The sequence below is a fragment of the Ruegeria sp. PrR005 genome (assembly GCF_010500245.1).
Taxonomy (GTDB): Bacteria; Pseudomonadota; Alphaproteobacteria; order Rhodobacterales; family Rhodobacteraceae; genus Ruegeria_B; species Ruegeria_B marisflavi.
The window spans coordinates 65872-89390 of sequence record NZ_JAAGOX010000005.1 but is presented as its reverse complement, the minus strand read 5'-3'; the positions used below and the strand labels follow the sequence as shown (position 1 = coordinate 89390).

Here is a 23519-nt window from a genome sequence, read left to right as displayed (position 1 = left end):
CCTCTGCTGGGGCTGCCGGGTCCCGGGTGGGGCGGGGTGACCAGCCCCCTCACTCGATCACGGGGCGGGTGCGCTCGCCCCCGACGCGTCCAGGCCGCAGGCAGAAAAACCGGGCGGTCAACGAAGTGAGCCTGGATGGCGAAACTCAAAGGGGGCCCCGGCCCCCTTTTTCTTTTCTTTGGAAATAACGCGACCCATTCCCGAATGGTCAGCTGAACTGGCCATTTTTGGATAGTATTACGACGCTATTTCAACGTTTTATGCGCGGAGGAAAATGTTGAACTGTGCCCGGATCGCGGCATCGGTGACCGGGTCAAACCGGGCCGGCGAGCGGTCTGCCAGAATCTGATCCTTGCGCGCCTTTGCCTTGGCCACAAGGTCGGGCTTGCCGATCTCGGCCCATTCCTTGGGCGAGGTGCGGTCGCCATAGGTCGGATAGACGTGGTCCATCTGCATCCGGCTCAGCGTCGCATCAGTTCCAAGGTAATGGCCAGAACCGCCGAGGCAGACTTGTGCGATCTGATCCAGCGCCAGGGTTTCATCGTTGACCTCGATGCCGCGCACGCAGCGCAGCGCCTGGCCGATAAGATCGTCGGACAGGATCAGGCTTTCATGGCAGAAACCCAGAAGCGAAGCATGCATGCCTGCGGCCTCGTAGACCATGTTCAACCCAGACAGACCCGCCATCACGTTGGAACACATCTGCTCCCACCCGGCCTGCATGTCGGGCAGTTTGCTGTCTGCGATCCCAGCCGCGGCGCCGCCGGGCAGGTCGTAAAACCGGTGCATCTGGGCGCAGCCCGCAGTCAGCAGTGCCTGTTCGCCTGAACCGCCGGTCATCGCGCCGGTGCGCAGGTCCAGCCCAAAGGGCCAGGTGCCAAAAATCGCAGGCGCACCGGGTTTTACGGCGTTTACGTAAACCAGCCCCGCCAGACATTCGGCCACCGCCTGCACGATCGCACCCGCCACGGTCGAGGGCGCAGTCGCCCCGGCCATTCCGGCTGACAGCAGAAGCACGGGCATGCCGTATTTGATGCATTCCTCCATCACCAGGCAGGATTCGGTGGCGAATTTCATCGGCGGGACAACGAAACAGTTGGAGTTCGACACAAAAGGCCGCTCCCGCCATTTGTCTTCGCCTCCGGCAATCAGATGCAGCATCTCGATGGCCGGTTTCACAAAAGACGGGTCGGTGAACGAGGTGCCGACATGTTTGAACGTGCCCGCGCAGCAGGCATAGACCGTGTTCAGGTCCATGTCGCGGTTGTCGGGGATATCCCGACAGACCATCGGGCGCTGAACGAAATGGATGTTGTCCAGCTGCTCGCAAATGCGCGCGGCGTCATGCAGGTCCTGAACGGTCGAATCCCGGTATTCGCGGCCTTCCACATCCACCATATGCACGGCCGCGCCAGCAGTACCATAGTGGACGCGGCTGCCGGACAGGTCGAGATCGGTTTTGCCATCGCGGCTGTAGAGCGTGACCGAGCGGTTCGCGCGGGCCAGCGTATCCTCGACCAAGGCGCGCGGGAACCGGATGCGGCGATCCTCGCCCAGGATACAGCCAGCGCCGACCAGATAGTCGATGCCGCTTTGCGGCGCATCGGCCAGGCCGATCCGCTCCAGCGCGTCAAGCGCGGCGTTGTGAATCCGCTCCATGTCCTGCTGGCTGAGGACGTTGAGTGTCCCGCCGCTCATGCCAGGGCGAATGGGGCGCAGATGGTCGGGCAGGGCTGATGCGCGGGCGGCGCGACGGGCGGCACGGCCGCCGGAGCGGGCGGAATTACGGTTCTGGTCGTTCATTTCTAGTTATCCGGTTTGATGTGGTCCGAGGGTCTGATTTCAGTTCAGACCTGGACCGGCCGACCACGCGCCGCACGACCGCGATCAGCACCGATGGTGCGACTGACCAGACAGATCTTGCTGCGTTCGCCTTGCATGTGGCCTCTCTCCCGAATGAAGTGACCGTACATTGCATGCCGACGTATTCTGTTCTGTTTGCGACCAGAAGGTCGCAGACGCGATGCGCGGAAAACCGCAATCGTCCAAGGGTGTCCGGGCAGATTTCAGCGCATGCCTCGAACTGCGGCTGGCGCCGCGTTGTAACCCCTGCCTCGTGGTCACATCTGCATCAAGCGTCGGGCAAACAGACGGGCAGAGCAGTCGTGGCCCGTTCCGAAACTGGCGCGTCAATGACAAGGAGTCAAAAAATGAAACTCTTGGTATCCGCCGCAGCGATCATCTCGGTCCTGTCCCTTCCCGCCTTGGCCGGTGAGTTCAACGGCCCGTATCTTGGTCTGGGGGTCGGTTACACCGACGCCGACGGACCGGGCGCGCGCGACGGCGACAACACCAGCTTTGGCGGCCATGTCGGGTATGACTATTCCTTTGGCAGCGGGTTCGTGCTGGGCGGCGAGGTCGAATATGACCGCGTGAATGCCGATCTGGGCGGCGCCGGGGGAACGATCGACAATATCGGCCGGTTCAAGGTCAAGGCCGGGTACGATTTCGGGCCGATGCTGGGCTATGGTGTGGTGGGCGCCGCGCGGGCAACCACGTCGTTCGGAAATGACACCGGGCTCGTCTATGGGGTCGGGTTGGCCTATCCCGTGACGGAACAATGGGCCGTCAGCGGCGAGGTGTTGCGCCACGAATTCAACGATCTGGGCGGCGTGGGCAGCGACTTCAACGTCGATACCTTCAACCTGCGGGCTTCGTTCCGGTTCTGACGCGACCGAAATCAAGGGCGGGCGGCCTGCGGGCCGCCCGATATCAGTCCCCAGACAGGCTGGACGCCTGTTGCGCCGCAAAATGACAGAGTGTCTTGAGCGCCTTGGCAAAGGCATCGTCGGCAACGGTCATTGCAACCCGGACATGGCCCGCCGCCGCCTTGCCAAAACTTTCCCCCGGCATCACGGCGATGAGATGGGTTTCGAGCAAGGCCGCGGCAAAGGCCTCGCCCGACAGGCCGGTCGCCCGAACATCCAGCATCAGATACATCGCCCCCTGGGTCGGGCTGAGACGGACCGCATTCTGGCCCGCCAGAATGTGCCGCGCCATCTCTCGACGCCTGCGAAAGGGGGCTGCGATCTCCTCTTCCAGGTCCCGTCCTTCGCCCAGGGCGAACACCGCCGCGTCCTGGACAAACCCGGGCACGCCATAGGTGGTATGGGTGGCCAGCGTGATCAGATGCGATATCGCCTCTTCCGGTCCCACGATCCAGCCGCAGCGCGACCCGGTCATGGCGTGGGACTTGGACATCGAGCCGACAACCAGCGTGCGATGGGCCATTCCGGGCAGCGCCCGGGGGGACAAATGCGCGCCTTCCCAGATCTGGGTGTCATAGACCTCGTCCGAGATCAGCCACAAGTCGCGGTCCTGGCAGACACGGGCGATCCCCTCCAGCGTTTCACGGCCATAGACCACCCCTGTCGGGTTGTTGGGAGTGTTGATCAGGAGAGACACCGCGCCATCTGCTTCCGTCCCGATTGCTTCGGCGCGCGGCTGGAACCCGTCCTCGGCCCTCGCAATCACGGCGCGGGGCAGGGCGCCGACTCCGCGAATCGTGCCTGGATAGGTGGCGTAATAGGGATCGACAAACAGCGCCGTATCCCCGGGATCACAAGCGGCACTATGCGCCGCGAACAGGGCCGCCTGACCTCCGGGCGTGATCAGCACGTTGTCGCGGGTGGTGCGCTGGCCGGTCCGCTCCTGCACGCGCGCGGCCACCGTATCGCGCAACAGGGCAGTGCCCGGCACCATGGCATAGCCGGTGTGGCCGCCGCGCGCGGAGCGGTCCATGGCATCGAGAATCGAGCTGCGCGTCCGCGTGTCATGTTCGCCAATGGTCAGTTCGGTCACGGCGATGCCTTCGGCGATCATCTGCCGCGCCCGCAGAAACAGGTCCCATCCATCCGATTCACCCCCGGTGAGGCCGGTTATCCGCCGTGACAGTCTCATGTCGCTTCCCTTGCCTGCGTTCCAGGCGGAGAGGGGCAGAGGTGGTTCCGCTTGTCAATCGCCGTCCGGATTTTCATGTTGGAGAAGCAGGCCCCGCGTGCTAGACGATATGCCATGACCCGCACCATTCGTTTCATTATCTGCTGCATTACCCGCTGATCCAATCGCGGGCTGGTCATTCGTCGTTTCCTTCACAAAGACAAGTTGCTAAGCCCGCGCTGACAAGCGCCTGCCGCATGCTGTTGAGGAACAAGACCCGATGACGACGATCAAGCTGCACAACACAAGGACGCGAACAAAGGAAGAGTTTGTCCCGATCGACCCCCGGAACGTGCGCATGTATGTCTGCGGTCCCACGGTCTATGACCGGGCGCATCTGGGCAATGCGCGGCCCGTGGTGGTGTTCGACGTGCTCTACCGGCTGCTGCGCCATGTCTATGGCGCGGATCACGTGACCTATGCGCGTAACTTCACTGACGTGGACGACAAGATCAACGCGCGCGCGGCCGAAAGCGGGCGGCCCATCGGCGACATCACCGCCGAGACGACGCAGTGGTTTCTGGACGACATGGGCGCGTTGGGCGCGCTGGAGCCCGACCACATGCCGCGCGCCACAGAGTATATCCTGCAGATGGTGGCGATGATCGCCGACCTGATCGCCAAGGGACACGCTTATGAGGCCGAGGGCCATGTGCTGTTCGCGGTGGATTCGTGGAAAGAGCATTACGGCAAGCTTTCGGGCCGCTCGGTCGATGACATGATCGCGGGCGCCCGGGTCGAGGTCGCGCCCTACAAGAAGAACCCGATGGATTTCGTGCTGTGGAAACCCTCGACCCCCGATCTGCCCGGCTGGGACAGCCCCTGGGGCCGGGGGCGGCCGGGCTGGCATATCGAATGCTCGGCCATGAGCTACGAGCTCTTGGGTGAAAGTTTCGACATTCACGGCGGTGGCAACGACCTGATGTTCCCGCATCACGAGAACGAAATCGCGCAAAGCTGCTGCGCCCATCCCGAGGGTCGTTTTGCAAACGTCTGGCTCCATAACGAGATGTTGCAGGTCGAGGGCAAGAAGATGTCCAAGTCGCTGGGCAACTTCTTTACCGTGCGCGACCTGCTGGATCAGGGCATCCCGGGCGAGGTGATCCGGTTCGTGTTCCTATCAACGCATTACCGCAAGCCGATGGACTGGACGGCGGAGAAGGCGCACGAGGCGGAGAAACTGTTGCGGCAATGTGCAAAAATACTCGATGATTGGTTTGAGGGAGGTGATTCAGTCGGACCTCGAAAAAGAGAACCTTCTGAACCGAGCCATCAACTTGTCGCGGCCTTGGCTGACGACTTGAATACCTCAAAAGCCTTATTCGAGTTAAGGCGTCAAGTTTCTATAGCTGCTGCGTCCCCATGGACCTTCGGAGGTCAATTATATCGCGATCTTGAGTTTTTGGGATTTCTCGGACGCCATTGGTCGGAATGGTTTGAAAACGTTTCTGACGATCTGATGCCTTTAGCTCAGCACTTGGAAAATGTGCGCTCTGTAGCTTTAAAAACAAAGGATTTCGGAGAGGTCGATAGACTCAAAGCAGCCTTCGTCGCAGCCGGTCTTGAGGTGCAAATATCTAAGACCGGAATTAAGTTATTACGCAAACAGCTGGAAAGCATTGGCACTGCTTATGCTCGGGCCAATAGAGCTGTGGCAACGGACAGTGATGACGAAGCCGAATATTGGTATTCAATCGCAGATCAAATGAGAACTGGCATTATTCCGTGCAAGGAAAACCAAGAGCAGAAAATCCGGATGCTAATCGAGGGATTGAGATTGTGACGGCTGACCGCCTCTACCTCTACGACACCACCCTGCGCGACGGGCAGCAGACCCAGGGCGTGCAGTTCTCGACCCCGGAAAAACTGCGCATCGCCAGCGGGCTCGACAGCCTCGGCGTCGACTATATCGAGGGCGGCTGGCCTGGCGCCAACCCCACGGACAGCGCGTTTTTCGACTCTGCTCCGGCGACCCGCGCGCGGCTGACCGCCTTTGGCATGACCAAACGATCTGGCCGCTCGGCGGAAAATGACGATGTGCTGGCCGCCGTGATGAATGCGGGCACCGGCACCGTCTGTCTGGTGGGCAAGGCGCATGATTACCACGTGACCCAGGCGCTGGGGATCGAACTGGCCGAGAACACCGAGAACATCCGCGCCTCGATGGCCCATATCGTGGCGCAGGGGCGCGAGGCGCTGTTTGATGCCGAGCATTTCTTTGACGGTTATCGCGACAATCCCGCCTATGCGCTGGAGGTCTGCCGCGCGGCGCTGGACGCGGGCGCGCGCTGGATCGTGCTCTGTGACACCAATGGTGGCGCCATGCCCGCCGATGTGGCCCGCGTGGTGGGCGAGGTGATCGCCGCCGGTATTCCCGGCGACCGTCTGGGCATCCATTGCCACAACGACACCGATCAGGCGGTGGCCTGTTCGCTGGCCGCCGTGATGGCGGGCGCGCGCCAGATCCAGGGCACGCTGAACGGGCTGGGCGAGCGTTGTGGCAATGCCAACCTGACCTCGCTGATCCCGACGCTATTGTTGAAGGAACCTTTTGCCAGCCGGTTCGAGACCGGAGTCAGTGCCGAGGCGCTGGCCGATCTGACCCGGATCAGCCGCATGCTGGACGATATCCTGAACCGGGTGCCGGTGAAACAGGCGCCCTATGTCGGCTCGTCTGCCTTTGCCCACAAGGCCGGTCTGCATGCCAGCGCCATCCTAAAGGATCCGTCGACATATGAGCATATCGACCCGAGGCTGGTAGGGAACGAGCGCATCATCCCGATGTCGAACCAAGCCGGCCAGTCGAACCTGCGCAAGCGGCTGACCGATGCGGGGCTGAGCGTGCCGCCGGGCGACCCGTCGCTGGGGCATATCCTGGAGCGGATCAAGGCGCGCGAGGACGAGGGCTATTCCTATGACACCGCGCAGGCCAGTTTCGAACTGCTGGCGCGACGCGAACTGGGGCAGATGCCCGCATTCTTCGAGGTCAAGCGCTACAAGGTCACGGTCGAGCGGCGCAAGAACAAGTATGACCGCATGGTCAGCCTCTCCGAGGCGGTCGTGGTGGTCAAGGTGGATGGCGAAAAGCTGCTTTCGGTCAGCGAGTCGCTGGACGAGACCGGCAGCGACCGCGGCCCGGTCAACGCGCTTTACAAGGCGCTGGCCAAGGATCTGGGGCGCTATTCGGCGATCCTCAGCGACATGCGGCTGGTGGATTTCAAGGTGCGTATCACGCAAGGTGGCACCGAGGCGGTGACCCGCGTCATCATCGACAGCGAGGATGGCAAGGGGCGGCGCTGGTCCACCGTGGGCGTCAGCGCCAACATAGTCGACGCCTCGTTCGAGGCGCTTCTGGACGCGATCAACTGGAAACTGCTGCGCGATTGTGCGGATCAAGGGGTGGCGGCGGAGTGAGCGACGTCTTTGACGCCGACCTGACCGCCTGTGCCGAGCTGGTGCAGCGCGCCGATCCTGACCGGTTCGCGGCGGCGATGGCGGCGCCGGTGGCGGCGCGGCGGGTGCTGTTCCCGCTCTATGCGCTGGCGGTCGAGGTGGCGCGCGCGCCCTGGGCCTCGGCCGAGCCGATGATTGCCGAGATGCGGCTGCAATGGTGGCGCGACGCGCTGGAGGAGCTTGCCCTCAGCAAGCCCGCGCGCCGTCATCCGGTGGTGACGCCGCTGGCGGGCATTCTCAGCCCGCAGATGGCGGCCCGGCTGGACGCGTTTGTGGCTGCGCGGCGCTGGGACATCTACCGCGATCCGTTCGAGGATGAAGCCCACCTGACCCGCTATCTGGAGGAGAGCAGCGGCAGCCTGCTTTGCGCCGCCGCGGCCGCTCTGGGGCAGGCAGACGAGGGCGCCTTGCGCGATTACGGCTATGCGATGGGTCTGGCCAACTGGTTCCGTGCCATCCCGGAACTGGAGGCGCGTGGGCGCATCCCGTTGCTCGACGGTACCCCGGCGGGTATCCGGCGCCTGGCCGAAGAGGGGCTCGACCGGTTGTCGCGCGCCCGCGCAAAGCGCTCATTGGTCTCACCCGCCGCGCGACCCGCGCTTTTGGCGGGATGGCAGAGCGACGCGCTACTGCGCCAGGCGCACAAAGACCCTGCGCGCGTTGCAACTGGCCAGCTTGGCCTTAGCCCATTCGCGCGACATCTGCGTCTGAGCCTTCAGGCTGCGACGGGCCGCTGGTGACGGTCTTGCGAGGCTCCGACTCGCGCGCTGGAGTATATACAGCGAAATGAAGAGGCAGGTTTGTTAGCTCTTTCCTCTTGCTGAAAATATCCCGGGGGAGTCGCCTTCAGGCGACGGGGGCAGCGCTCCCGCTTACGCGTCCTTGGGGCGCAGCATCAGCCAGATCAGCGCGCCACCCGCCAGTGTCAGGAAGGGCACCATCGCCAGGTTGACGGCAGTCCAGCCTTCGACCGGGGAACCCCCCGAGCAGTTCATCAACCCGCCCGAGGCCAGCGAGGCCATGGTGACACCGCCAAAGACCAGAAGGTCGTTGAGCCCCTGCATGCGGCCACGCTCATGCGGCTCATGGGCGCCTGCCAACATGGTGGTGGCGCCGATAAAGCCGAAGTTCCAGCCAAGTCCCAAGAGGATCAGCGCGATGAAGAAGTTGTTCAGATCCACGCCTTGCAGCGCCACTACTCCGGCGGCGGCCAGCACCACCAGACCGGCAGCCACGACCTTTTCCACTCCGAACCGGGCGATCAGGTGGCCAGTGAAAAAGCTCGGTACATACATGGCCAGCACATGGCTGGTCACAACATCGGCGGCATCGGCGCGGTCATAGCCGCAGCCCACCACTGCCAGCGGGGTCGAGGTCATCACCAGGTTCATCAGAGCATAGGAGACCATGGCGCAGATCACAGCCACCGCGATACGTGGGGTCTTGAGCAATTCCATCCGGCTGCGCCCGCGCGGGCTGTCGGCGGCAGGCGGGATCGGGCGCGGAATGTCGAGGAAAAAGAACAGCATCGCGCCCAGCAGGTTGACCGCGATCACCGCATAATAGGTGCCGAGGAAGGGGATGACATAGGCGTCCGAGGTGGCCTTGACGGCCTGCGGCCCGATGATCGCCGCCGCCAGACCGCCCGCCATGACATAGGAAATCGCCTTGGGCCGGAACGCGTCCGAGGCGGTATCGGCGGCGGCAAAGCGGTAAAATCCATGCGCGCTCATATAGAAGCCGGTCAGCAGGCTGCCTGCCAGAAAGATCGGGAAAGAGGAGAGATAGAGCCCGTAGGCGCCGACCGCGCCACCCAGCGCACCCGCCAGGGCACCGATCAGAAACCCGGCCCGGCGGCCCCATTTCTGCATGATGGCCGAGATCGGCGTTGCCGCCAGCATCGAGCCCAGCACAATGAGCGAAATAGGCAGCGTCGCGAGACAGGGATTGCTGGCCAGCGACTGGCCTGCCAGCCCGCCTATGGTAAAGATCATCGGCATCTGCGCGCCCAGGATGGCCTGGGCGGCGACGAGAACGGCGACATTGCGCTTGGCGCGGCTGTCGTTTGAGTGGCTATCGGCGAGCGTCATGGACGCATGCGTATCGGTGAATGCATGCGGCGGCAAGCCGGTTGAAACCATTTGTGAACAGATTAACCTTTGCCATGTGACGGAATCGGATTGAAAGGGTCAGCATGACGGTTGGACGCATCATAGAGACCCCCGATTGCGTGGCCGAAGGCGCGGCGTGGCTGGCCACGGCCTGCCCGCGCATGGCCCATGCGTTGACGTTGACGGGCCCTTTGCCACTGCGCCGGAGACCGGACGGATTTGCCGAACTGCTTAGCGCCATCGTTAGCCAGCAGGTGAGCGTCGCCTCGGCCAACGCGATCTGGTCCCGGATGAAGGACGCGCAGCTGACCGACCCGACAGAGATCCGGAACGCCAGCGACGACGATTTGCGCGCGGTGGGGTTGAGCCGACAAAAGATCCGTTATGCCCGCGAATTGACGGCCGCCCGTATCGATTTCGTCGGGCTGCGCACCGCTGCGGATCAGGACGTGATCGCCGAATTGGTGCGGGTGCCGGGGATCGGGGTCTGGACCGCCGAAATCTATGCCATGTTCAGCCTGGGTCGTGCCGATGTCTTTGCGCCCGGCGATCTTGCCTTGCAGGAGGCCGCCCGGGTGCTCTACGACTTGCCCGAGCGCCCAAAGGAACGCGCCCTGCGACAGATGGCGCTGGCCTGGTCGCCCTGGCGCTCGGTTGCGGCGCGGGTTCTGTGGGCCTATTACCGGGTGGCAAAGGACAGGGAAGGGATCAGATGACACGGGTTTTGAAGGCCGGGCGCAAGGCACCGGTATCGGGCGATACCCGCTCGGCGGTGGTGTTCGTGCATGGCTATGGCGCCAATGGTGCGGACCTTTTGGGGCTGGCCGATGTGCTGGGAGAGTATCTGCCTGACACTCTGTTCGTCGCTCCCGATGCGCCCGAGACCATTCCGGGTATGCCCTTTGGGTTCCAGTGGTTTCCCATCCCCTGGCTGGACGGCTCGTCCGAGGAAGCGGCCCGGCGCGGCATGGCCGCGGCCGTCGAGGACTTCAACGCTTTTCTCGACGCTTTGATGGTGGACGAGGATCTGCTGCCTGAGCAGGTCGTGCTGTTCGGCTTTAGCCAGGGCACCATGATGAGCCTGCATGTGGCCCCCCGGCGCGACGATCCGATTGCCGGCGTCGTCGCCTTTTCGGGGCGGCTGTTGGAGCCGGAACTGCTGGCGGACGAGGTGGTCAGCCGCATGCCGATCCTGCTGGTTCATGGCGACGCTGACGACGTGGTGCCGCCGCAATCCTTGCCGCAAGCGGCCGAAGCGCTGCAAGGCGCGGGGTTCAAGGAAATCTATGCCCATGTGATGAAGGGCACCGGCCACGGGATCGACCAGGACGGTCTGGGGGTGGCGCTGGCCTTTATGCGCGACAAGCTGAGCCTGTAAGGCTGATTGGGGGAGAGACGCATGCTGATCGTGACAGGTGTGATCGAAGTTGCCGCAGACGGGGTGGAGCTTGCCCGCGGGGCGACGGCAGACATGGTTGCCGAGACGCTGAAGGAGCCTGGCTGTATTCAATACGAATTCAGCCAGGTCATCGGCCAGGAAACCCGCTTTCGCGTCTATGAGGAATGGCAGGACCTGGCGGCGCTGGAAGCGCATTTCGCGACCCCGCACATGGCCCGGTTCCGCACGGCGCTGGCCCAGGCAGGCGTGATCTCGCGCGATGTCTATCGGCGTGAGGGCGGCGAGAAGATTTCGCTCTGATCGGGCCGATCCAGTCCGTGTGACGGCTGCCTCGTCAAAACCCCGGGCCTTAGGCGCAGGTGGTTGGGTCAGATGCCTCCGGCGGGAGTATTTTTGACCAGAAAGAAGCAGGTTCGCGCCGAGGCGATGATCCGTCAGCGGCGCGGTTTGACGGGCGGGCAAAGGGTGTCCCAGTGTCCGGGGGCAAGGCCGTCGATCGTCCAGTCACCGATGCGCGCACGGATCAGGCGCAGGGTCGGGTGGCCGACGGCGGCCGTCATGCGCCGGACCTGCCGGTTGCGGCCTTCGCGGATGGTCAGCTCGATCCAGCTGTCGGGCACCGATTTGCGCACCCGGATCGGCGGGGTGCGCGGCCACAGATCCGCTGGCGTGTCGATCAGCCGGGCCTGCGCGGGCCGGGTTAGACCATCGTTCAGCTCAACGCCTTTTGCCAGGGCGCGCAGGTCGGCTTCGTCAGGAATGCCTTCGACCTGAGCCCAATAAGTCTTGGGCATCTTGTGCCTGGGGTCGGCGATGCGCGCTTGCAGGCGTCCGTCGTCGGTCAGCAGCATCAGGCCCTCACTGTCGCGATCCAGGCGTCCAGCGGGGTAGACGCCCGGCAAGTCGATGAAATCGGACAGGGTCTGGCGCGGCGAGCCGGCCGTGCCGGGGTCGGTGAACTGCGACAGCACGTCATAGGGTTTGTTGAAGCGGATGAACCATGTCATAGAAAGGGCCATAGCTGTCTGGACCGGCTGCGACAAGCCTGTGGATAACCGTCATGTGCCTGTTACCTGTGCACGCAATAACCAGGGCGACATGTAGTGGATAATCAGGACTTGCCAGAGGCCGACCACGATATATAGTCAGAGTCAAGCTGGGGCGGGTGCTCCCCGCTCCGGGTCAGGCAAGAGGCAGTCCGGGGCGAGGAGAGAGTCCAGAATGGATGGCGATTTCAGAACGGAGTTTGTACGGGAGCCCGGGGTGTTGAAACACCACCCGGCGCTGGTTCTGAACGCGGATTACCGGCCATTGTCCTACTACCCGCTGTCGCTGTGGCCCTGGCAAGAGGCGATCAAGGCGGCCTGGCTCGACAGGGTGGATATCGTCGCCGAATATGACGAGGTCGTCCGCAGCCCGAGCGTGGTGATCCGAATACCTTCGGTGGTGGTTCTTAAGGACTATGTGAAACCTCAGAAGCGCGTGGCCTTCACGCGCTTCAATTTGTTTTTAAGGGACGAATTCCGCTGTCAGTACTGTGGCGGCAAGGGAGATCTGACCTTTGACCACGTGGTGCCGCGCGCCGCCGGGGGGGTTACCAGCTGGGAAAACGTGGTCGCCGCATGCGCCCCCTGCAACCTGCGCAAAGGGTCGAAATCCTTGCGTCAGGCAGGCATGGCCTTGCGTCGGCCGCCGCGGCGGCCGCAGGCCGAAGAGCTGCGCAATGTGGGCCGCAAGTTCCCGCCCAACCACCTGCATGACAGCTGGATCGACTATCTCTACTGGGATGCCGTTCTGGACGCGTAAGCGCCGGTTTTGACCGTTTTGTACAGCGTTCCGGGCCCCGATTGACCGTTTTGTACCGGTCAGTCCGCGACCTTTTTCACGAATTGCGACTTGAGCCCCATCTGGCCGATGCCAGGCACCTTGCAGTCGATGTCATGATCGCCATCCACCAGGCGGATGTTGCGCACCTTGGTGCCGACCTTGACCACCGCCGAGGAGCCCTTGACCTTGAGATCCTTGATCACGGTCACGGTGTCGCCATCGGCCAGCAGGTTGCCGACACTGTCGCGGATCGCGGTTCCGGTCTCTTCCCCGACCTGCCATTCATGACCGCATTCGGGGCAGTTCAGCAGCGCGTCCACCTGATAGGTGAAAGCTGAGCCGCAGTCGGGGCAGGGGGGCAGTGTATCTGTCATGCCCCCGCCTTACCGGCCCGTCCGGCCTCTGGCAAGGGACCGGTTCGCGCGGGACGCGCGATGCCTCCGGCGGGGATATTTGCAGCAAGAGGAAAGACAGGGGTCCGCTCTTTCATTTCGCCGCAAATACTCCGGAGCGCGAGGCAGAGCCTCGCATGCCCTCAGCCCTTGGCAGGCGCCGCCCGTTGCAGCATGCCGAACAGGTCGCGCGGGTCGTCGGGGTCGGCCAGCAGGTCGAGTGCGTGATAAAGGCCGGTCTCCTGCAACTGGTCGCGCACGTAACGTAGGGCCGAGAAATCCTCGATGGCGAAGCCCACGCTGTCAAACAGGGTGATCTGGCGGTCCGAGGTGCGGCCGGGCGCCTTGCCGGTGATCACCTGCCACATCTCGATCACCGGATGGTCCGGCGCCAGTTGCTGGATCTCGCCTTCGATCCGGGTTTGCGGCGGGTATTCGACGAAAATGTCCGAGCGGTGCAGGATCGCCTCGGCCAGTTCGGTCTTGCCCGGGCAGTCGCCGCCGATGGCGTTGATATGCACGCCCGATCCCACCATGTTGTCGGTCAGGATAGTGGCATATTGCTTGTCGGCGGTGCAGGTGGTCAGGATCTGGGCACCTTCGATCGCCTCTTCGGGGCTGGTACAGCTCACCACCTCCATCCCCTGTCCGGCCAGGTTGCGGGCGGCCTTGGCGGTAGCGGCGGGATCGGTATCGTAGAGACGTACGGATTTCAGGCCGCAGATCGCCTTCATCGCCAGGGTCTGGAATTCCGATTGCGCGCCATTGCCGATCATCGCCATCGTATGCGCGCCCTTGGGGGCGAGGTATTTGGCGACCAGGGCCGAGGTGGCGGCGGTGCGCAGCGCGGTCAGCATGGTCATCTCGCTCAGCAGCACCGGATAGCCGGTCTCGACCGCCGCCAGAAGGCCAAAGGCGGTGACGGTCTGAAGCCCCTCCTTGGTGTTCTTGGGGTGGCCGTTGACGTATTTGAAACCGTAAAGCTCGCCATCCGAGGTTGGCATCAGCTCGATCACGCCGACGGGTGAATGGCTGGCCACGCGCGGGGTCTTGTCGAAGCTTTCCCAGCGGCGGAAGTCGGCCTCGATATAGGCGGCGATGCCGCGCATCATCTCTTCGACGCCGATATGGTGGATCAGGCGCATCATGTGGTCGACGGAAACGAAAGGGACAAGCGCCTTGTCGGACGGGATGGTGGAAGAGAGGGTCATGCGGCGGTCCTTTGCGGGCGACGTGTCAGGTGGATGCCGGCGATCATGCAGCGGACGGATCCGCCGGCGGTTTCTATGGTGGGGATCGCGAGCGGCAGCAATTGTGCCGAGCGTTCGATCACCGCGATCTGATCCGGGGTCAGCGCCCTGTGGGCGCGGGCCGACAGGGCCAGCAAGCGGCGATGACCGGTCAGTTCGATGGCGTTTCCGGCAAACTCGCCGATTTGCTCCGGCGTCAGGTCGATGACGGTACGCCCGGTTTCAGCCAGCCGTTCGGCGACGGTACGGCGCCGCTCGGGATCCGGGATCATCGACAGGCAGATCAGCGCATAGTCGGTGCCGATCCCCATCAGCACATTGGTGTGATAGACCGGGCAGCCCTGTGCATCGGCCGCGTCGAAACAGATGGGTTCATAGTTGAAATGGGCGCAGAACCGCTCCAGCAGCACCGGGTCGGCGCGGTGCGAGCGGGCGACATAGGCGATGCGGCCGATATGGTCGAGCACCATGGCGCCGGTGCCTTCGAGCGCAAGCCCGTCCTGTTCCAGCCCGCTATAGTCGATCACGTCCGAAACGCGGTATTCGCGTTTCAGAAGCTCGATTACGTCCGGGCGGCGTTCGCGGCGGCGGTTCTCTGTATACATCGGATAAAGCGCCACATGGCCGCCGGTATGGGTCGAGAACCAGTTGTTGGGGAACACGCTGTCGGGCGTGTCCTGTGTGCCGGTATCATCGAACACATGCACCCGGACGCCCGCCGCGCGCAGGGTGGCGACGGCGGCGTCAAACTCGGCCAGGGCGCGCGGCGCGGTATCACCCGTGGCGCTGTCGGTCTGGAACGCGTTGTCGGCGCGGGTTTCCGGGTTGGAGCGGAACGCATGCGGGCGGATCATAACCACCGCCTGGGGAGCCTGGATCGTGGTCATGAAAAGCTCCGCGTTGGGCGGTCGAAGACCCGGCGGCCGAGCGCCGAGGCAGCCAGATCGACCATCAGCTGTGCGGTGCGGCCACGTTCGTCGAGGAAGGGGTTGAGTTCGACCAGGTCGAGCGAGGTCATCAGACCGCTGTCGCAGATCATCTCCATCACCAGATGACCCTCGCGGATGGTGGCGCCGCCGGGCACGGTGGTGCCGACGGCGGGTGCGATGGCGGGGTCGAGGAAATCGACGTCGAGCGAGACATGCAGCAGGCCGTTCGCGGCCGCGACGGTATCGAGGAAGGCCTGGAGCGGTTTTGCGATTCCGGTCTCGTCGATCTGGCGCATGTCGTGAAAGCGGATCTTGGTCTGTTGCAGCGCCTCGCGCTCGGCCCGGTCGACCGAGCGCAGGCCGAGGATGCAGATGTTGCGTTGCTTCACCGGGTTGGTGATCACCGGGAAACCGGCAAAGCCGCCGCGCCCGGTGACATAGCCCAGGGGCGTGCCGTGCAGGTTGCCCGAGGCGGAGGTTTCCGGCGTGTGATAGTCGCTGTGGGCATCGAGCCAGAGCACGAATTGCGGGCGGCCGACACGGGCGGCATGGTTGGTCACGCCCGCCACGCTGCCTAGGGCCAGCGCATGATCGCCGCCCAGAAAGATCGGCAGACCGCGCGGCATCGCCTGTTCGGCGGCGCGGATCAGGCGGTTGGTCCAGCCGATGGTGCGGTTGGGTTGATGAACATGGGTGTCGTTCGGCTCGGGCGCGTGTTCGGCGGGCGAGAGATTGCCCAGGTCCTCGACGATATGGCCGAGATCGGAGAGCGCCTCGGCAAGGCCGGCGGTGCGGTAGGCGTCGGGGCCCATCAGGCAACCGGTGCGGCGCTTGCCGCTGTCCACGGGGGCGCCGATCAGGATACAACGTTTGGGGGTCATCTGTTCGCTATTGTTTTTTCAAGGTCGCGCCAATTTCTGGTCGATTTGCGTTGAAACCAAGAGGGATATTTGGTCATATCGTCGTTGGATTGATCAAATCGGACGCAAAGATGGACAAAACGGATGAACGCCTGATCGCCGCGCTGAGGCATGACGCGCGCGCGTCGCTGTCGGACCTGGCATTGCAGCTGGATCTGTCGCGCACCACGGTGCGGGCGCGGATCGAGCGGCTGGTGCAGCGGGGGGATATCCTGGGGTTTTCGGTGGTCCTGAAAGAGGATGTGCTGAACGATCCGGTGCGCGGGCTGATGATGATCGAGATCGAGGGGCGCGGCGCGGCGCGGGTAACGCGGCAGTTGCAGGGGCTCAAGGAGGTACGGGCGATCCACTCGACCAACGGGCGCTGGGATCTGATCGTCGAGCTGGGTACCGAGACGCTGGAAGACCTGGACACGGCGCTGGCCAAGATCCGGATGTTCGAAGGGGTGCAGGCGAGCGAGACGAACCTGCTGCTGTCGACCAAAAAATCGACGTGAGGAAGGGGGCGCTGCCCCCGTCGCGCGGACGCGCGACTCCCCCGGAGTATTTTGAGCGAAATGAAGGACTTGTGGGGGAAGGGTCAGGCGCGGCGGGTTGCGGCCACGATCCAGATGAGCGCCAGCGCCAGCGAGATCAGGCCGTTCCACCCGGCCATGGAGATGCCCAGCATCTCCCAGGGGATCTCGTCGCAGCGCACCAGCGGCGCGGCCATGATCTGCTCCATCAGTTGTTCGGCGCTGAGCCCGCCGATCGGGCCGGAGGTGCAGGTTGTGGGGCCTTCCCACCAGCCCTGTTCGACCCCGGCGTGAAAGAAGCCGATGATGGAGGTGGTCAGCGCCGCGAGTGCCCCGGCCCAGGGCAGCAACCGCCAGCCGGCGGCCAGCGCCAGTGCGCCGATCAGCACCGCCGCGCCATGCGGGTACCGCTGCCAGATGCACATCTTGCAGGGTGCCAGCCCGCCGACATACTGGAAGCCCCAGGCGCCCAGGAGAAGTGCGGCGGACCCGCCAGCGGCCAGCAGGATCAGGGTTTTGCGGGACATCACAGATACCTCACCAGAAGAAAGCCGCCGATCAGCAGCGCCATGAAGACGGTCAGCACAAGACCCAGGCGTCTTTCGATGAAATCGCGGACCGGGGCGCCGAATTTCCACAGGAGCGCCGCGACCAGGAAGAAGCGCAGCGCGCGAGCCAGAACCGAGGTGGCGATGAAGGTGCCGAGCGGCATGCCGGTCCAGCCCGACATGATGGTGATCACTTTGTAGGGGAAGGGGGTCACCCCCGCCGTCAGCACCGCCCAGAAACCGAAATCGTTGAAGCGGGTGTTGAACGCCTCCATCGCCTCGGCCTTGCCCATGGCCTGAAGGATCGGAGCACCGATACTGTCATAGAAGAAGGCGCCGATGGCATAGCCCAGAAGCCCGCCCAGCACCGAGGCGACCAGCGCCACCAGCGCGATGGCCCAGGCGCGCGAGGGGCGGGCCAGAATCATCGGAATCATCAAGAGGTCGGGCGGGATGGGAAAGACCGAGCTTTCCAGAAAGGCGACCAGCGCCAGCGCCCACATCGCCTGTGGGTGATCGGCCAGAGCCATGGTTCTGTCGTAGAGTGATTTCAGCATTTTGCCCGCGTCCAAGCCTGAACGGCTGCAAATCACGACCGCAAACCGGGGTCAACCGCCTTGCCTTGCGAAAGCGGGCGGTCGACGCTTTTTCGCTCTGGACCTTCGCTGCGGCTGCGGATAATTCAGGGGCAGGTGGCCCAAGTGGCGGAATGGTAGACGCAGGGGATTCAAAATCCCCCGCCTTCACGGGCGTGAGAGTTCGAGTCTCTCCTTGGGCACCACTATCCAGTTCAGACGCGTTGATTTCGTTCGATGGGTCAGTCGGCCGGTGTCGGCTTGCGGTTCATGTCGCCGTCGCGTCCAGCCCCCCTGGATGCGGGCATGCAGCAACACAAAACCCCCGCACGGGTGTACGGGGGCGCAAGCCTGATAGACCTGAATGCGGTGTCAGCCGCCCCAGGTGCGGATGTCGCCGCAATCCATATGCACGAAATTCGACCGGTAGTATTTGCCGACACCACCCGCCCGGCAGGAGGCCGCCGCGTTGGCGATCTGGCTCACGGAACGCGACGCCAGCCGCAGGTCCGCGGCCTGACCCTGCATATGCAGGGAGTTACGTGCCACGCCGCGCGACTTGCTGCGCAGCATCGCGTTGGTTTGCGGGCTGCGGTAGCCCGACAGCAGCATGTAGGGTTCGCTTACGTCAAGAAGGTTGTGCGATGCGGCCATGATGTCGATCGTGCGCAGATCCATGGTCTTGACCTGATCGACACGCCAGTCGCGCATGAAGAAGTTGATCTCCTTGACCGCGTCCTTGATGTAATCGCCGTCGATCCAGTAGACCATGTCCAGCCGCTCGCCGGTGCGGCCGGAGTACATGCGGATGCGGCGGATGTCGCCGCCGCCGCGCAGGAACCCTGCGGCCATGGAGTAGGTTGGGGCGGCTGTAACGGCTGTCGCGGCAAAGGCCCGTAAAAGTGCGCGCCTTGTTAGGCCCGAAGAACTGGTTTCCGTCATCTGACTTTCTGTCCCGTGCGTGTCCTGCCTGCGCACGATGTTACGTGCACATTGTTAATTTCCATCCCCCAGATGGCCGGTTTTATGGCACAGAGGGATTCGTTCGCCAAGAATTCTTTCAGAAACTTGAGGTTGAAGGGGAATTTTCGGCAGTTTTTCGCCCAAACAGGTGATGCAGACTCCTCTATTCTCGGCCAGGGCGACGAGGCGGCCGGGCTGTTGCGATGCATCCGCGCATCAGCCGGAATGAGATTTGGGGACCTGAAAAGATTGTGAATGGACTTTGTCACCCGGTTCTTAGGAGAATTTCCGAACCTCCTTCGGCTATTGAAAATAACGACTTGGTTTCAGGGAAACACCACATGCCTTCGACGTTTCGAATTCGCTTTCGCCCCTTGATGGCTGCCACGGTCCTGGCCGGTGCGCTGGCTGTGTGGCCGGTGTCGGGCGCCATGGCGCAGGTGACCGCCTATAAGCAGGCTTTGGCCGAGGCGAGTTACGGTGACGAGGCGATCGGGGCCTATTACCGGCAGAGCGGGTATCAACCGGTTTGGACCGGCGAGGGCGACGTGTTCCGGGCCCGCCGCGCGGCTCTGATCGAGGCACTGTCGATGGCGGATATCCACGGGCTGCCTGCGGCGCGCTACGACGTCGACGGGCTGATGGCGAAAATGGCGGCCGCGCGTACGGTACGGGACATGGGCCTGCTCGAGGTCGAGATGAGCCGTGTCTTTGCCCGGTTTGCCAGCGAAATCCAAAGCGGGTTCCTGACGCCGTCGAAGATCGACGAGGGCATGGTGCGGGTGGTCGAACGGCGCAGCGCGCAGGAGTATCTGACAGAAATACAGGCCGCCGACCCGGGCCGGTACCTGCGCAGCCTGGCGCCGGCGACAACACAGTACCGCGCGCTTCTGAAACTCAAGCTGGGTCTGGAGCAGGATCTGGCCACCGGCGGCTGGGGGCCGGCGGTGCCGGGCGGCAAGCTGTCGCCGGGCGACACGGGAACCCGGGTCGTGCAATTGCGCAACCGGCTGATCGCGATGGGATACATGGAGCGCAGCGCCGCGGCGAGCTATGACGGGACGCTTCAGAAGGCGGTGCAGGCGTTTCAGGTGGCGCATGGGCTGGAGCCGGACGGGGTGGCGGGCGAGGCCACGCTGGAAGAGATCAACAAGTCGGTCGCGGACCGGCTGAAATCGGTGATCGTGGCGCTGGAGCGCGAGCGCTGGCTGCCACGCGACCGGGGCGAACGGCATATCCTGGTCAACCAGACAGATTTTACCGCCAAGATCGTCGATCACGGGCGCGTAACGTTCGAGACTCGTTCCGTTATCGGGATGAATACATCCGACCGCCGCAGTCCTGAATTCTCTGACGAGATGGAGCATATGGTGATCAATCCGAGCTGGTATGTGCCGCGCTCGATTATTACCAAAGAGTATCTGCCCAAGCTGCGGGCAAACCCGAACGCGGTCCGGCATCTGGAAATCACCGACAGCCGGGGCCGTCAGGTCAATCGCGGTGCGGTGGATTTCAGCCAGTTTTCGACGCGCAGCTTTCCTTTTGCCATGCGCCAGCCGCCGGGTAAGGGCAATGCGCTGGGGTTGGTGAAATTCATGTTCCCCAACAAGTACAATATCTATCTGCACGACACGCCGCAGAAACACCTGTTCGCGCGCGAGGTGCGGGCGTTTTCGCATGGCTGTATCCGGCTGGCGCAGCCGTTTGAATTCGCCTATGCGCTGCTGGCCGCACAAGAGGCCGACCCCAAGAGCTTTTTCCACAACGTGCTGAACACCGGCAGGGAAACCAAGGTGGACCTGACCCAGCATGTGCCGGTGCATATCATCTATCGCACGGCCTATGTGGACGACCGGGGGCATGCCGGCTATCGCCGCGACGTCTATGGTCGGGACGCGAAGATTTGGGATGCGATGAGCCGCGCAGGGGTGGTCCTGTCGGCCGTTCAGGGGTAAGTCTGCGGGGCACCAACAGCTGACGGGCCCCTTTCCATGCGCTTTACCATCTCACAGATCGCTGCTGCCATCGGAATGGAGGCGGAGGGCGATCTTGACCTGACCATTCTGCGTGCCACCGAACCGGCGGATGCGGGACCCGACGATCTGGCGCTGGCAATGTCGCCGAAATATGCCGAGGCGCTGGGGCAGGGCAAGGCCCGGGCGGCACTGTTGTGGCCGGGGGCCGATTGGCAGGGCCTGGGGCTGAAGGCCGCGATCCTGGTGCCAAGACCGCGCCTGGCGATGGCGGGGCTGACGGCGATGCTGGATCCGGGGCAGGGGGTGGAACCGGGGATTCACCCGTCGGCGGTGATCGATCCCAGTGCCGTGATCGGCGCCGATGTGCGCATCGGGCCGCTGAGCGTGGTGGGCGCCCGGGCGCGGATCGGCGACGGGTCGGTGATCGGGCCGCATTGCTCCATCGGAATGGATGCTGTCCTGGGCCAGGGCGCCTGGCTGCGCGAGATGGTCAGCATCGGCGCGCGCGTCACCATCGGTGACAGGTTCATCGCGCAACCCGGCGCGCGGATCGGTGGCGATGGCTTTTCGTTCGTCACGCCCGAGGTGTCGGGGGCGGAGAACGCCCGCAAGACGCTGGGTGATCAGGGCGAGGCCAAGGCGCAGGCCTGGGTGCGGATCCATTCGCTGGGTTCGGTCGAGATCGGCGACGATGTCGAGGTGGGCGCCAACTGCACCGTCGACAACGGCACCATCCGCAACACCCGGATCGGAGATGGCAGCAAGCTCGATAACCTCGTGCATGTGGGTCACAACACCCGGGTAGGGCGCGACTGTCTGCTGTGCGGCCAGACCGGCGTGTCGGGCTCGGTCGAGATCGGCAACAACGTGGTTCTGGGCGGCCAGACCGGGGTGGTCGACAATATCTTTATCGGCGACGGGGTGATTTCGGGCGGCGGCACCAAGATCTTGTCCAACGTGCCCGCAGGCCGGGTGATCATGGGCTATCCCGGTGTAAAGATGGAAACACACACGGAAATCTACAAGGCGCAGCGGCGTCTGCCCCGCCTGATGCGGGATCTGGATGCGCTGAAAAAGGCAGTTTTCAAACCCGGTTCCAGCGATTAAATCAGCCCCAAGCCACCACAGGGGACCCAAATGAGCATCAGCGACCGCGTCATCGCCATCATCGCAGAGCAGGCCGTTCTGGAACCGTCGGACGTCAGCCCGGACAGCACATTGGAAGACCTGGGAATCGACAGTCTGGGCCTGGTCGAGAGCATCTTTGCCATCGAGGAAGAGTTCGACATCTCGATCCCGTTCAACGCCAACGAACCGACGCAGAGCGATTTCGACATTTCGAACGTGGCCGCGATCATCGCGGGCATCGAAAAGCTCGTGTCAGAAAAGGCCTGATCACGCCGATGAAACGGGTCGTCATCACCGGGGCGGGAACAATCAACGCACTGGGACATTCGGTGCCCGAAACGCTGGAAGCGATGCGCGAGGGGCGGTGCGGCATTGCCGAGCTGGAGTTTCGCGATGTGGAACGGCTGGCCATCCGGATCGGCGGCCAGGTGCGCGGGTTCGAGGCCGAGGGCCGGTTCAATCGGCAGCAGATGTCCCTGTATGACCGATTCACCCAGTTCACCCTGACCGCTGCCAAGGAGGCGATAACGCAGTCGGGGCTGGAGTTTCACGGCGAGCTGTCGGCGAAGTCGGGCGTGGTTCTGGGCACCGCCGGAGGCGGTGTCAGCACCTGGGACGAGAATTACCGGTCTGTCTATGAAGAGGGCAAGAACCGGGTCCATCCCTTTGTCGTGCCCAAGCTGATGAACAACGCGGCCGCCAGCCACGTGTCGATGGAGCACAATCTGAAAGGGCCGTCATTCACGGTGTCGACGGCCTGCGCCTCGTCCAACCATGCAATGGCGCAGGCCTTTGCCATGGTGCGCAGCGGCATGGCGCCGGTGATGATCACCGGCGGATCGGAATCGATGCTGTGTTTCGGCGGGGTCAAGGCCTGGGAAGGGTTGCGGGTGATGTCCAAGGACGCCTGCCGCCCGTTCAGCGCCAACCGCAACGGCATGGTGCAGGGCGAGGGCGCGGGCATTTTCGTTTTCGAGGAATACGAGCACGCCAAGAAACGCGGTGCCGAGATCCTGTGCGAGGTTTCGGGATTCGCCATGTCCTCGGACGCATCCGACATCGTGATGCCGTCGAAACAAGGGGCGGCGCGGGCCATGGCAGGGGCCCTGGCCGATGCCCGGATCGACCCGGGCGAGGTGGGCTATATCAACGCCCATGGCACCGGGACCGCGGCCAATGACAAGACCGAATGCGCCGCGGTGGCGGATGTGTTCGGGCGCCATGCCGACAGCCTGATGATCTCTTCGACCAAGTCGATGCATGGCCATCTGATCGGCGGCACCGGCGCGGTGGAACTGCTGGCCTGTATCATGGCGCTGCGCGACGGGGTGATTGCACCCACCATCGGCTACGAGGAGCCCGATCCGGAATGCGCACTGGACGTGGTGCCGAACGTGGCGCGCGAGGCCAAGGTCGAGGTGGCGCTGAGCAATGCCTTTGCCTTTGGCGGGTTGAACGCGGTGTTGGCGCTGCGTCGGGTCTGATCATCCGCAAGCAAAGAAAAAGGCCGCCGGGGTCCAACCTCGGCGGCCTT

At 63.6% G+C, this 23519-nt stretch carries 23 protein-coding genes, 1 tRNA gene and 1 pseudogene; 14 read left to right on the top strand and 11 right to left on the bottom strand.

What is annotated here, in order from left to right; genetic code table 11:
• Positions 1-258: 258 nt before the first annotated feature.
• Positions 259-1803: a trimethylamine methyltransferase family protein gene (locus G0P99_RS03950; protein WP_164127934.1), complete on the bottom strand. Its 1545-nt coding sequence runs from the start codon at positions 1801-1803 to the stop codon at positions 259-261.
• 407 nt (positions 1804-2210) lie between these two features.
• Here G0P99_RS03950 and G0P99_RS03945 point away from each other — a divergent pair, with 407 nt between their 5' ends.
• A complete protein-coding gene (locus tag G0P99_RS03945; protein ID WP_164127933.1) occupies positions 2211-2729 on the top strand; it encodes an outer membrane protein in 519 nt (172 codons plus the stop codon).
• Positions 2730-2772: 43 nt separating this feature from the next.
• Here the strand turns inward: G0P99_RS03945 and G0P99_RS03940 are convergent, their stop codons facing one another.
• Positions 2773-3960 carry a pyridoxal phosphate-dependent aminotransferase gene (locus G0P99_RS03940; protein WP_164127931.1) on the bottom strand — a complete coding sequence of 396 codons (1188 nt, stop codon included), beginning with the start codon at positions 3958-3960 and terminating at the stop codon, positions 2773-2775.
• 259 nt (positions 3961-4219) lie between these two features.
• On the opposite strand from G0P99_RS03940, the pseudogene cysS reads away from it, so the two are divergent.
• The 3 genes and pseudogenes from cysS to G0P99_RS03925 all read left to right on the top strand — a co-directional run.
• Positions 4220-5596 (top strand): annotated as a pseudogene (gene cysS / locus G0P99_RS03935) (cysteine--tRNA ligase); the annotation flags it as partial.
• 182 nt (positions 5597-5778) lie between these two features.
• Positions 5779-7413 (top strand): citramalate synthase, encoded by a 1635-nt coding sequence (gene cimA / locus G0P99_RS03930; RefSeq protein WP_164127927.1) that lies wholly within the window; start codon positions 5779-5781, stop codon positions 7411-7413.
• On the top strand, positions 7410-8192 hold the full coding sequence (locus G0P99_RS03925) for a squalene/phytoene synthase family protein (protein ID WP_164127925.1): 783 nt from the start codon (positions 7410-7412) through the stop codon (positions 8190-8192). The genes cimA and G0P99_RS03925 overlap by 4 nt, the downstream gene beginning before the upstream one ends.
• Before the next feature lie 132 nt (positions 8193-8324).
• On the opposite strand, the gene G0P99_RS03920 is transcribed toward G0P99_RS03925, so the two are convergent.
• Positions 8325-9542, bottom strand: coding sequence for an MFS transporter (locus G0P99_RS03920; RefSeq protein WP_164127924.1), 1218 nt, complete (start codon positions 9540-9542; stop codon positions 8325-8327).
• A 104-nt stretch (positions 9543-9646) separates the two neighbouring features.
• Between G0P99_RS03920 and G0P99_RS03915 the strand changes: the two genes are divergently transcribed.
• Genes G0P99_RS03915 through G0P99_RS03905 form a run of 3 tightly spaced genes read left to right on the top strand, consistent with a single transcriptional unit; the run spans position 9647 to position 11262 of the window.
• Positions 9647-10279: a DNA-3-methyladenine glycosylase gene (locus G0P99_RS03915; protein ID WP_164127922.1), complete on the top strand. Its 633-nt coding sequence runs from the start codon at positions 9647-9649 to the stop codon at positions 10277-10279.
• Positions 10276-10941, top strand: a complete 666-nt coding sequence (locus G0P99_RS03910) for an alpha/beta hydrolase (RefSeq protein WP_164127920.1) — start codon at positions 10276-10278, stop codon at positions 10939-10941. Before G0P99_RS03915 ends, G0P99_RS03910 begins: the two co-directional genes overlap by 4 nt.
• A 21-nt stretch (positions 10942-10962) precedes the next feature.
• Positions 10963-11262 carry a putative quinol monooxygenase gene (locus G0P99_RS03905; RefSeq protein ID WP_164127918.1) on the top strand — a complete coding sequence of 100 codons (300 nt, stop codon included), beginning with the start codon at positions 10963-10965 and terminating at the stop codon, positions 11260-11262.
• A 134-nt stretch (positions 11263-11396) separates the two neighbouring features.
• Here the strand turns inward: G0P99_RS03905 and G0P99_RS03900 are convergent, their stop codons facing one another.
• A complete protein-coding gene (locus G0P99_RS03900; RefSeq protein ID WP_164127916.1) occupies positions 11397-11969 on the bottom strand; it encodes a pseudouridine synthase in 573 nt (190 codons plus the stop codon).
• A gap of 214 nt (positions 11970-12183) precedes the next feature.
• On the opposite strand from G0P99_RS03900, the gene G0P99_RS03895 reads away from it, so the two are divergent.
• Positions 12184-12768: an HNH endonuclease gene (locus tag G0P99_RS03895; protein WP_164127914.1), complete on the top strand. Its 585-nt coding sequence runs from the start codon at positions 12184-12186 to the stop codon at positions 12766-12768.
• A gap of 59 nt (positions 12769-12827) precedes the next feature.
• Here the strand turns inward: G0P99_RS03895 and G0P99_RS03890 are convergent, their stop codons facing one another.
• From G0P99_RS03890 to rocF, 4 genes are all read right to left on the bottom strand, one after another.
• Positions 12828-13163, bottom strand: coding sequence for a zinc ribbon domain-containing protein YjdM (locus G0P99_RS03890; RefSeq protein ID WP_164127912.1), 336 nt, complete (start codon positions 13161-13163; stop codon positions 12828-12830).
• 161 nt (positions 13164-13324) lie between these two features.
• A complete protein-coding gene (locus G0P99_RS03885) occupies positions 13325-14392 on the bottom strand; it encodes an ornithine cyclodeaminase (protein WP_164127910.1) in 1068 nt (355 codons plus the stop codon).
• Entirely contained in the window at positions 14389-15318 is a 930-nt protein-coding gene (ctlX, locus tag G0P99_RS03880) for a citrulline utilization hydrolase CtlX (protein ID WP_164127908.1), read from the bottom strand. Before ctlX ends, G0P99_RS03885 begins: the two co-directional genes overlap by 4 nt.
• The gene (gene rocF / locus G0P99_RS03875) at positions 15315-16241 is read right to left on the bottom strand and encodes an arginase (protein ID WP_164127906.1); all 927 of its coding nucleotides are present in this window, start codon (positions 16239-16241) and stop codon (positions 15315-15317) included. Before rocF ends, ctlX begins: the two co-directional genes overlap by 4 nt.
• Positions 16242-16351: 110 nt before the next feature.
• Here rocF and G0P99_RS03870 point away from each other — a divergent pair, with 110 nt between their 5' ends.
• Entirely contained in the window at positions 16352-16777 is a 426-nt protein-coding gene (locus tag G0P99_RS03870; RefSeq protein WP_164127904.1) for an Lrp/AsnC family transcriptional regulator, read from the top strand.
• An 83-nt stretch (positions 16778-16860) separates the two neighbouring features.
• Here the strand turns inward: G0P99_RS03870 and G0P99_RS03865 are convergent, their stop codons facing one another.
• A complete protein-coding gene (locus G0P99_RS03865; RefSeq protein ID WP_164127902.1) occupies positions 16861-17322 on the bottom strand; it encodes a disulfide bond formation protein B in 462 nt (153 codons plus the stop codon).
• Entirely contained in the window at positions 17322-17900 is a 579-nt protein-coding gene (locus G0P99_RS03860; protein WP_164127901.1) for a YqaA family protein, read from the bottom strand. The genes G0P99_RS03865 and G0P99_RS03860 overlap by 1 nt, the downstream gene beginning before the upstream one ends.
• A gap of 138 nt (positions 17901-18038) precedes the next feature.
• On the opposite strand from G0P99_RS03860, the gene G0P99_RS03855 reads away from it, so the two are divergent.
• Positions 18039-18124: transfer RNA gene (locus G0P99_RS03855), tRNA-Leu, on the top strand.
• A 166-nt stretch (positions 18125-18290) separates the two neighbouring features.
• On the opposite strand, the gene G0P99_RS03850 is transcribed toward G0P99_RS03855, so the two are convergent.
• On the bottom strand, positions 18291-18860 hold the full coding sequence (locus tag G0P99_RS03850; RefSeq protein ID WP_164127898.1) for a DUF882 domain-containing protein: 570 nt from the start codon (positions 18858-18860) through the stop codon (positions 18291-18293).
• 362 nt (positions 18861-19222) lie between these two features.
• On the opposite strand from G0P99_RS03850, the gene G0P99_RS03845 reads away from it, so the two are divergent.
• The 4 genes from G0P99_RS03845 to G0P99_RS03830 are packed head-to-tail and all read left to right on the top strand — an operon-like array spanning position 19223 to position 23469.
• Positions 19223-20836, top strand: a complete 1614-nt coding sequence (locus G0P99_RS03845) for a L,D-transpeptidase family protein (protein WP_164127897.1) — start codon at positions 19223-19225, stop codon at positions 20834-20836.
• Between the two features lie 36 nt (positions 20837-20872).
• Entirely contained in the window at positions 20873-21964 is a 1092-nt protein-coding gene (gene lpxD, locus G0P99_RS03840) for a UDP-3-O-(3-hydroxymyristoyl)glucosamine N-acyltransferase (protein ID WP_164127895.1), read from the top strand.
• A 30-nt stretch (positions 21965-21994) separates the two neighbouring features.
• Positions 21995-22252, top strand: a complete 258-nt coding sequence (locus tag G0P99_RS03835; protein ID WP_164127893.1) for an acyl carrier protein — start codon at positions 21995-21997, stop codon at positions 22250-22252.
• An 8-nt stretch (positions 22253-22260) separates the two neighbouring features.
• Positions 22261-23469, top strand: coding sequence for a beta-ketoacyl synthase (locus G0P99_RS03830; protein WP_164127890.1), 1209 nt, complete (start codon positions 22261-22263; stop codon positions 23467-23469).
• Positions 23470-23519: the final 50 nt, after the last annotated feature.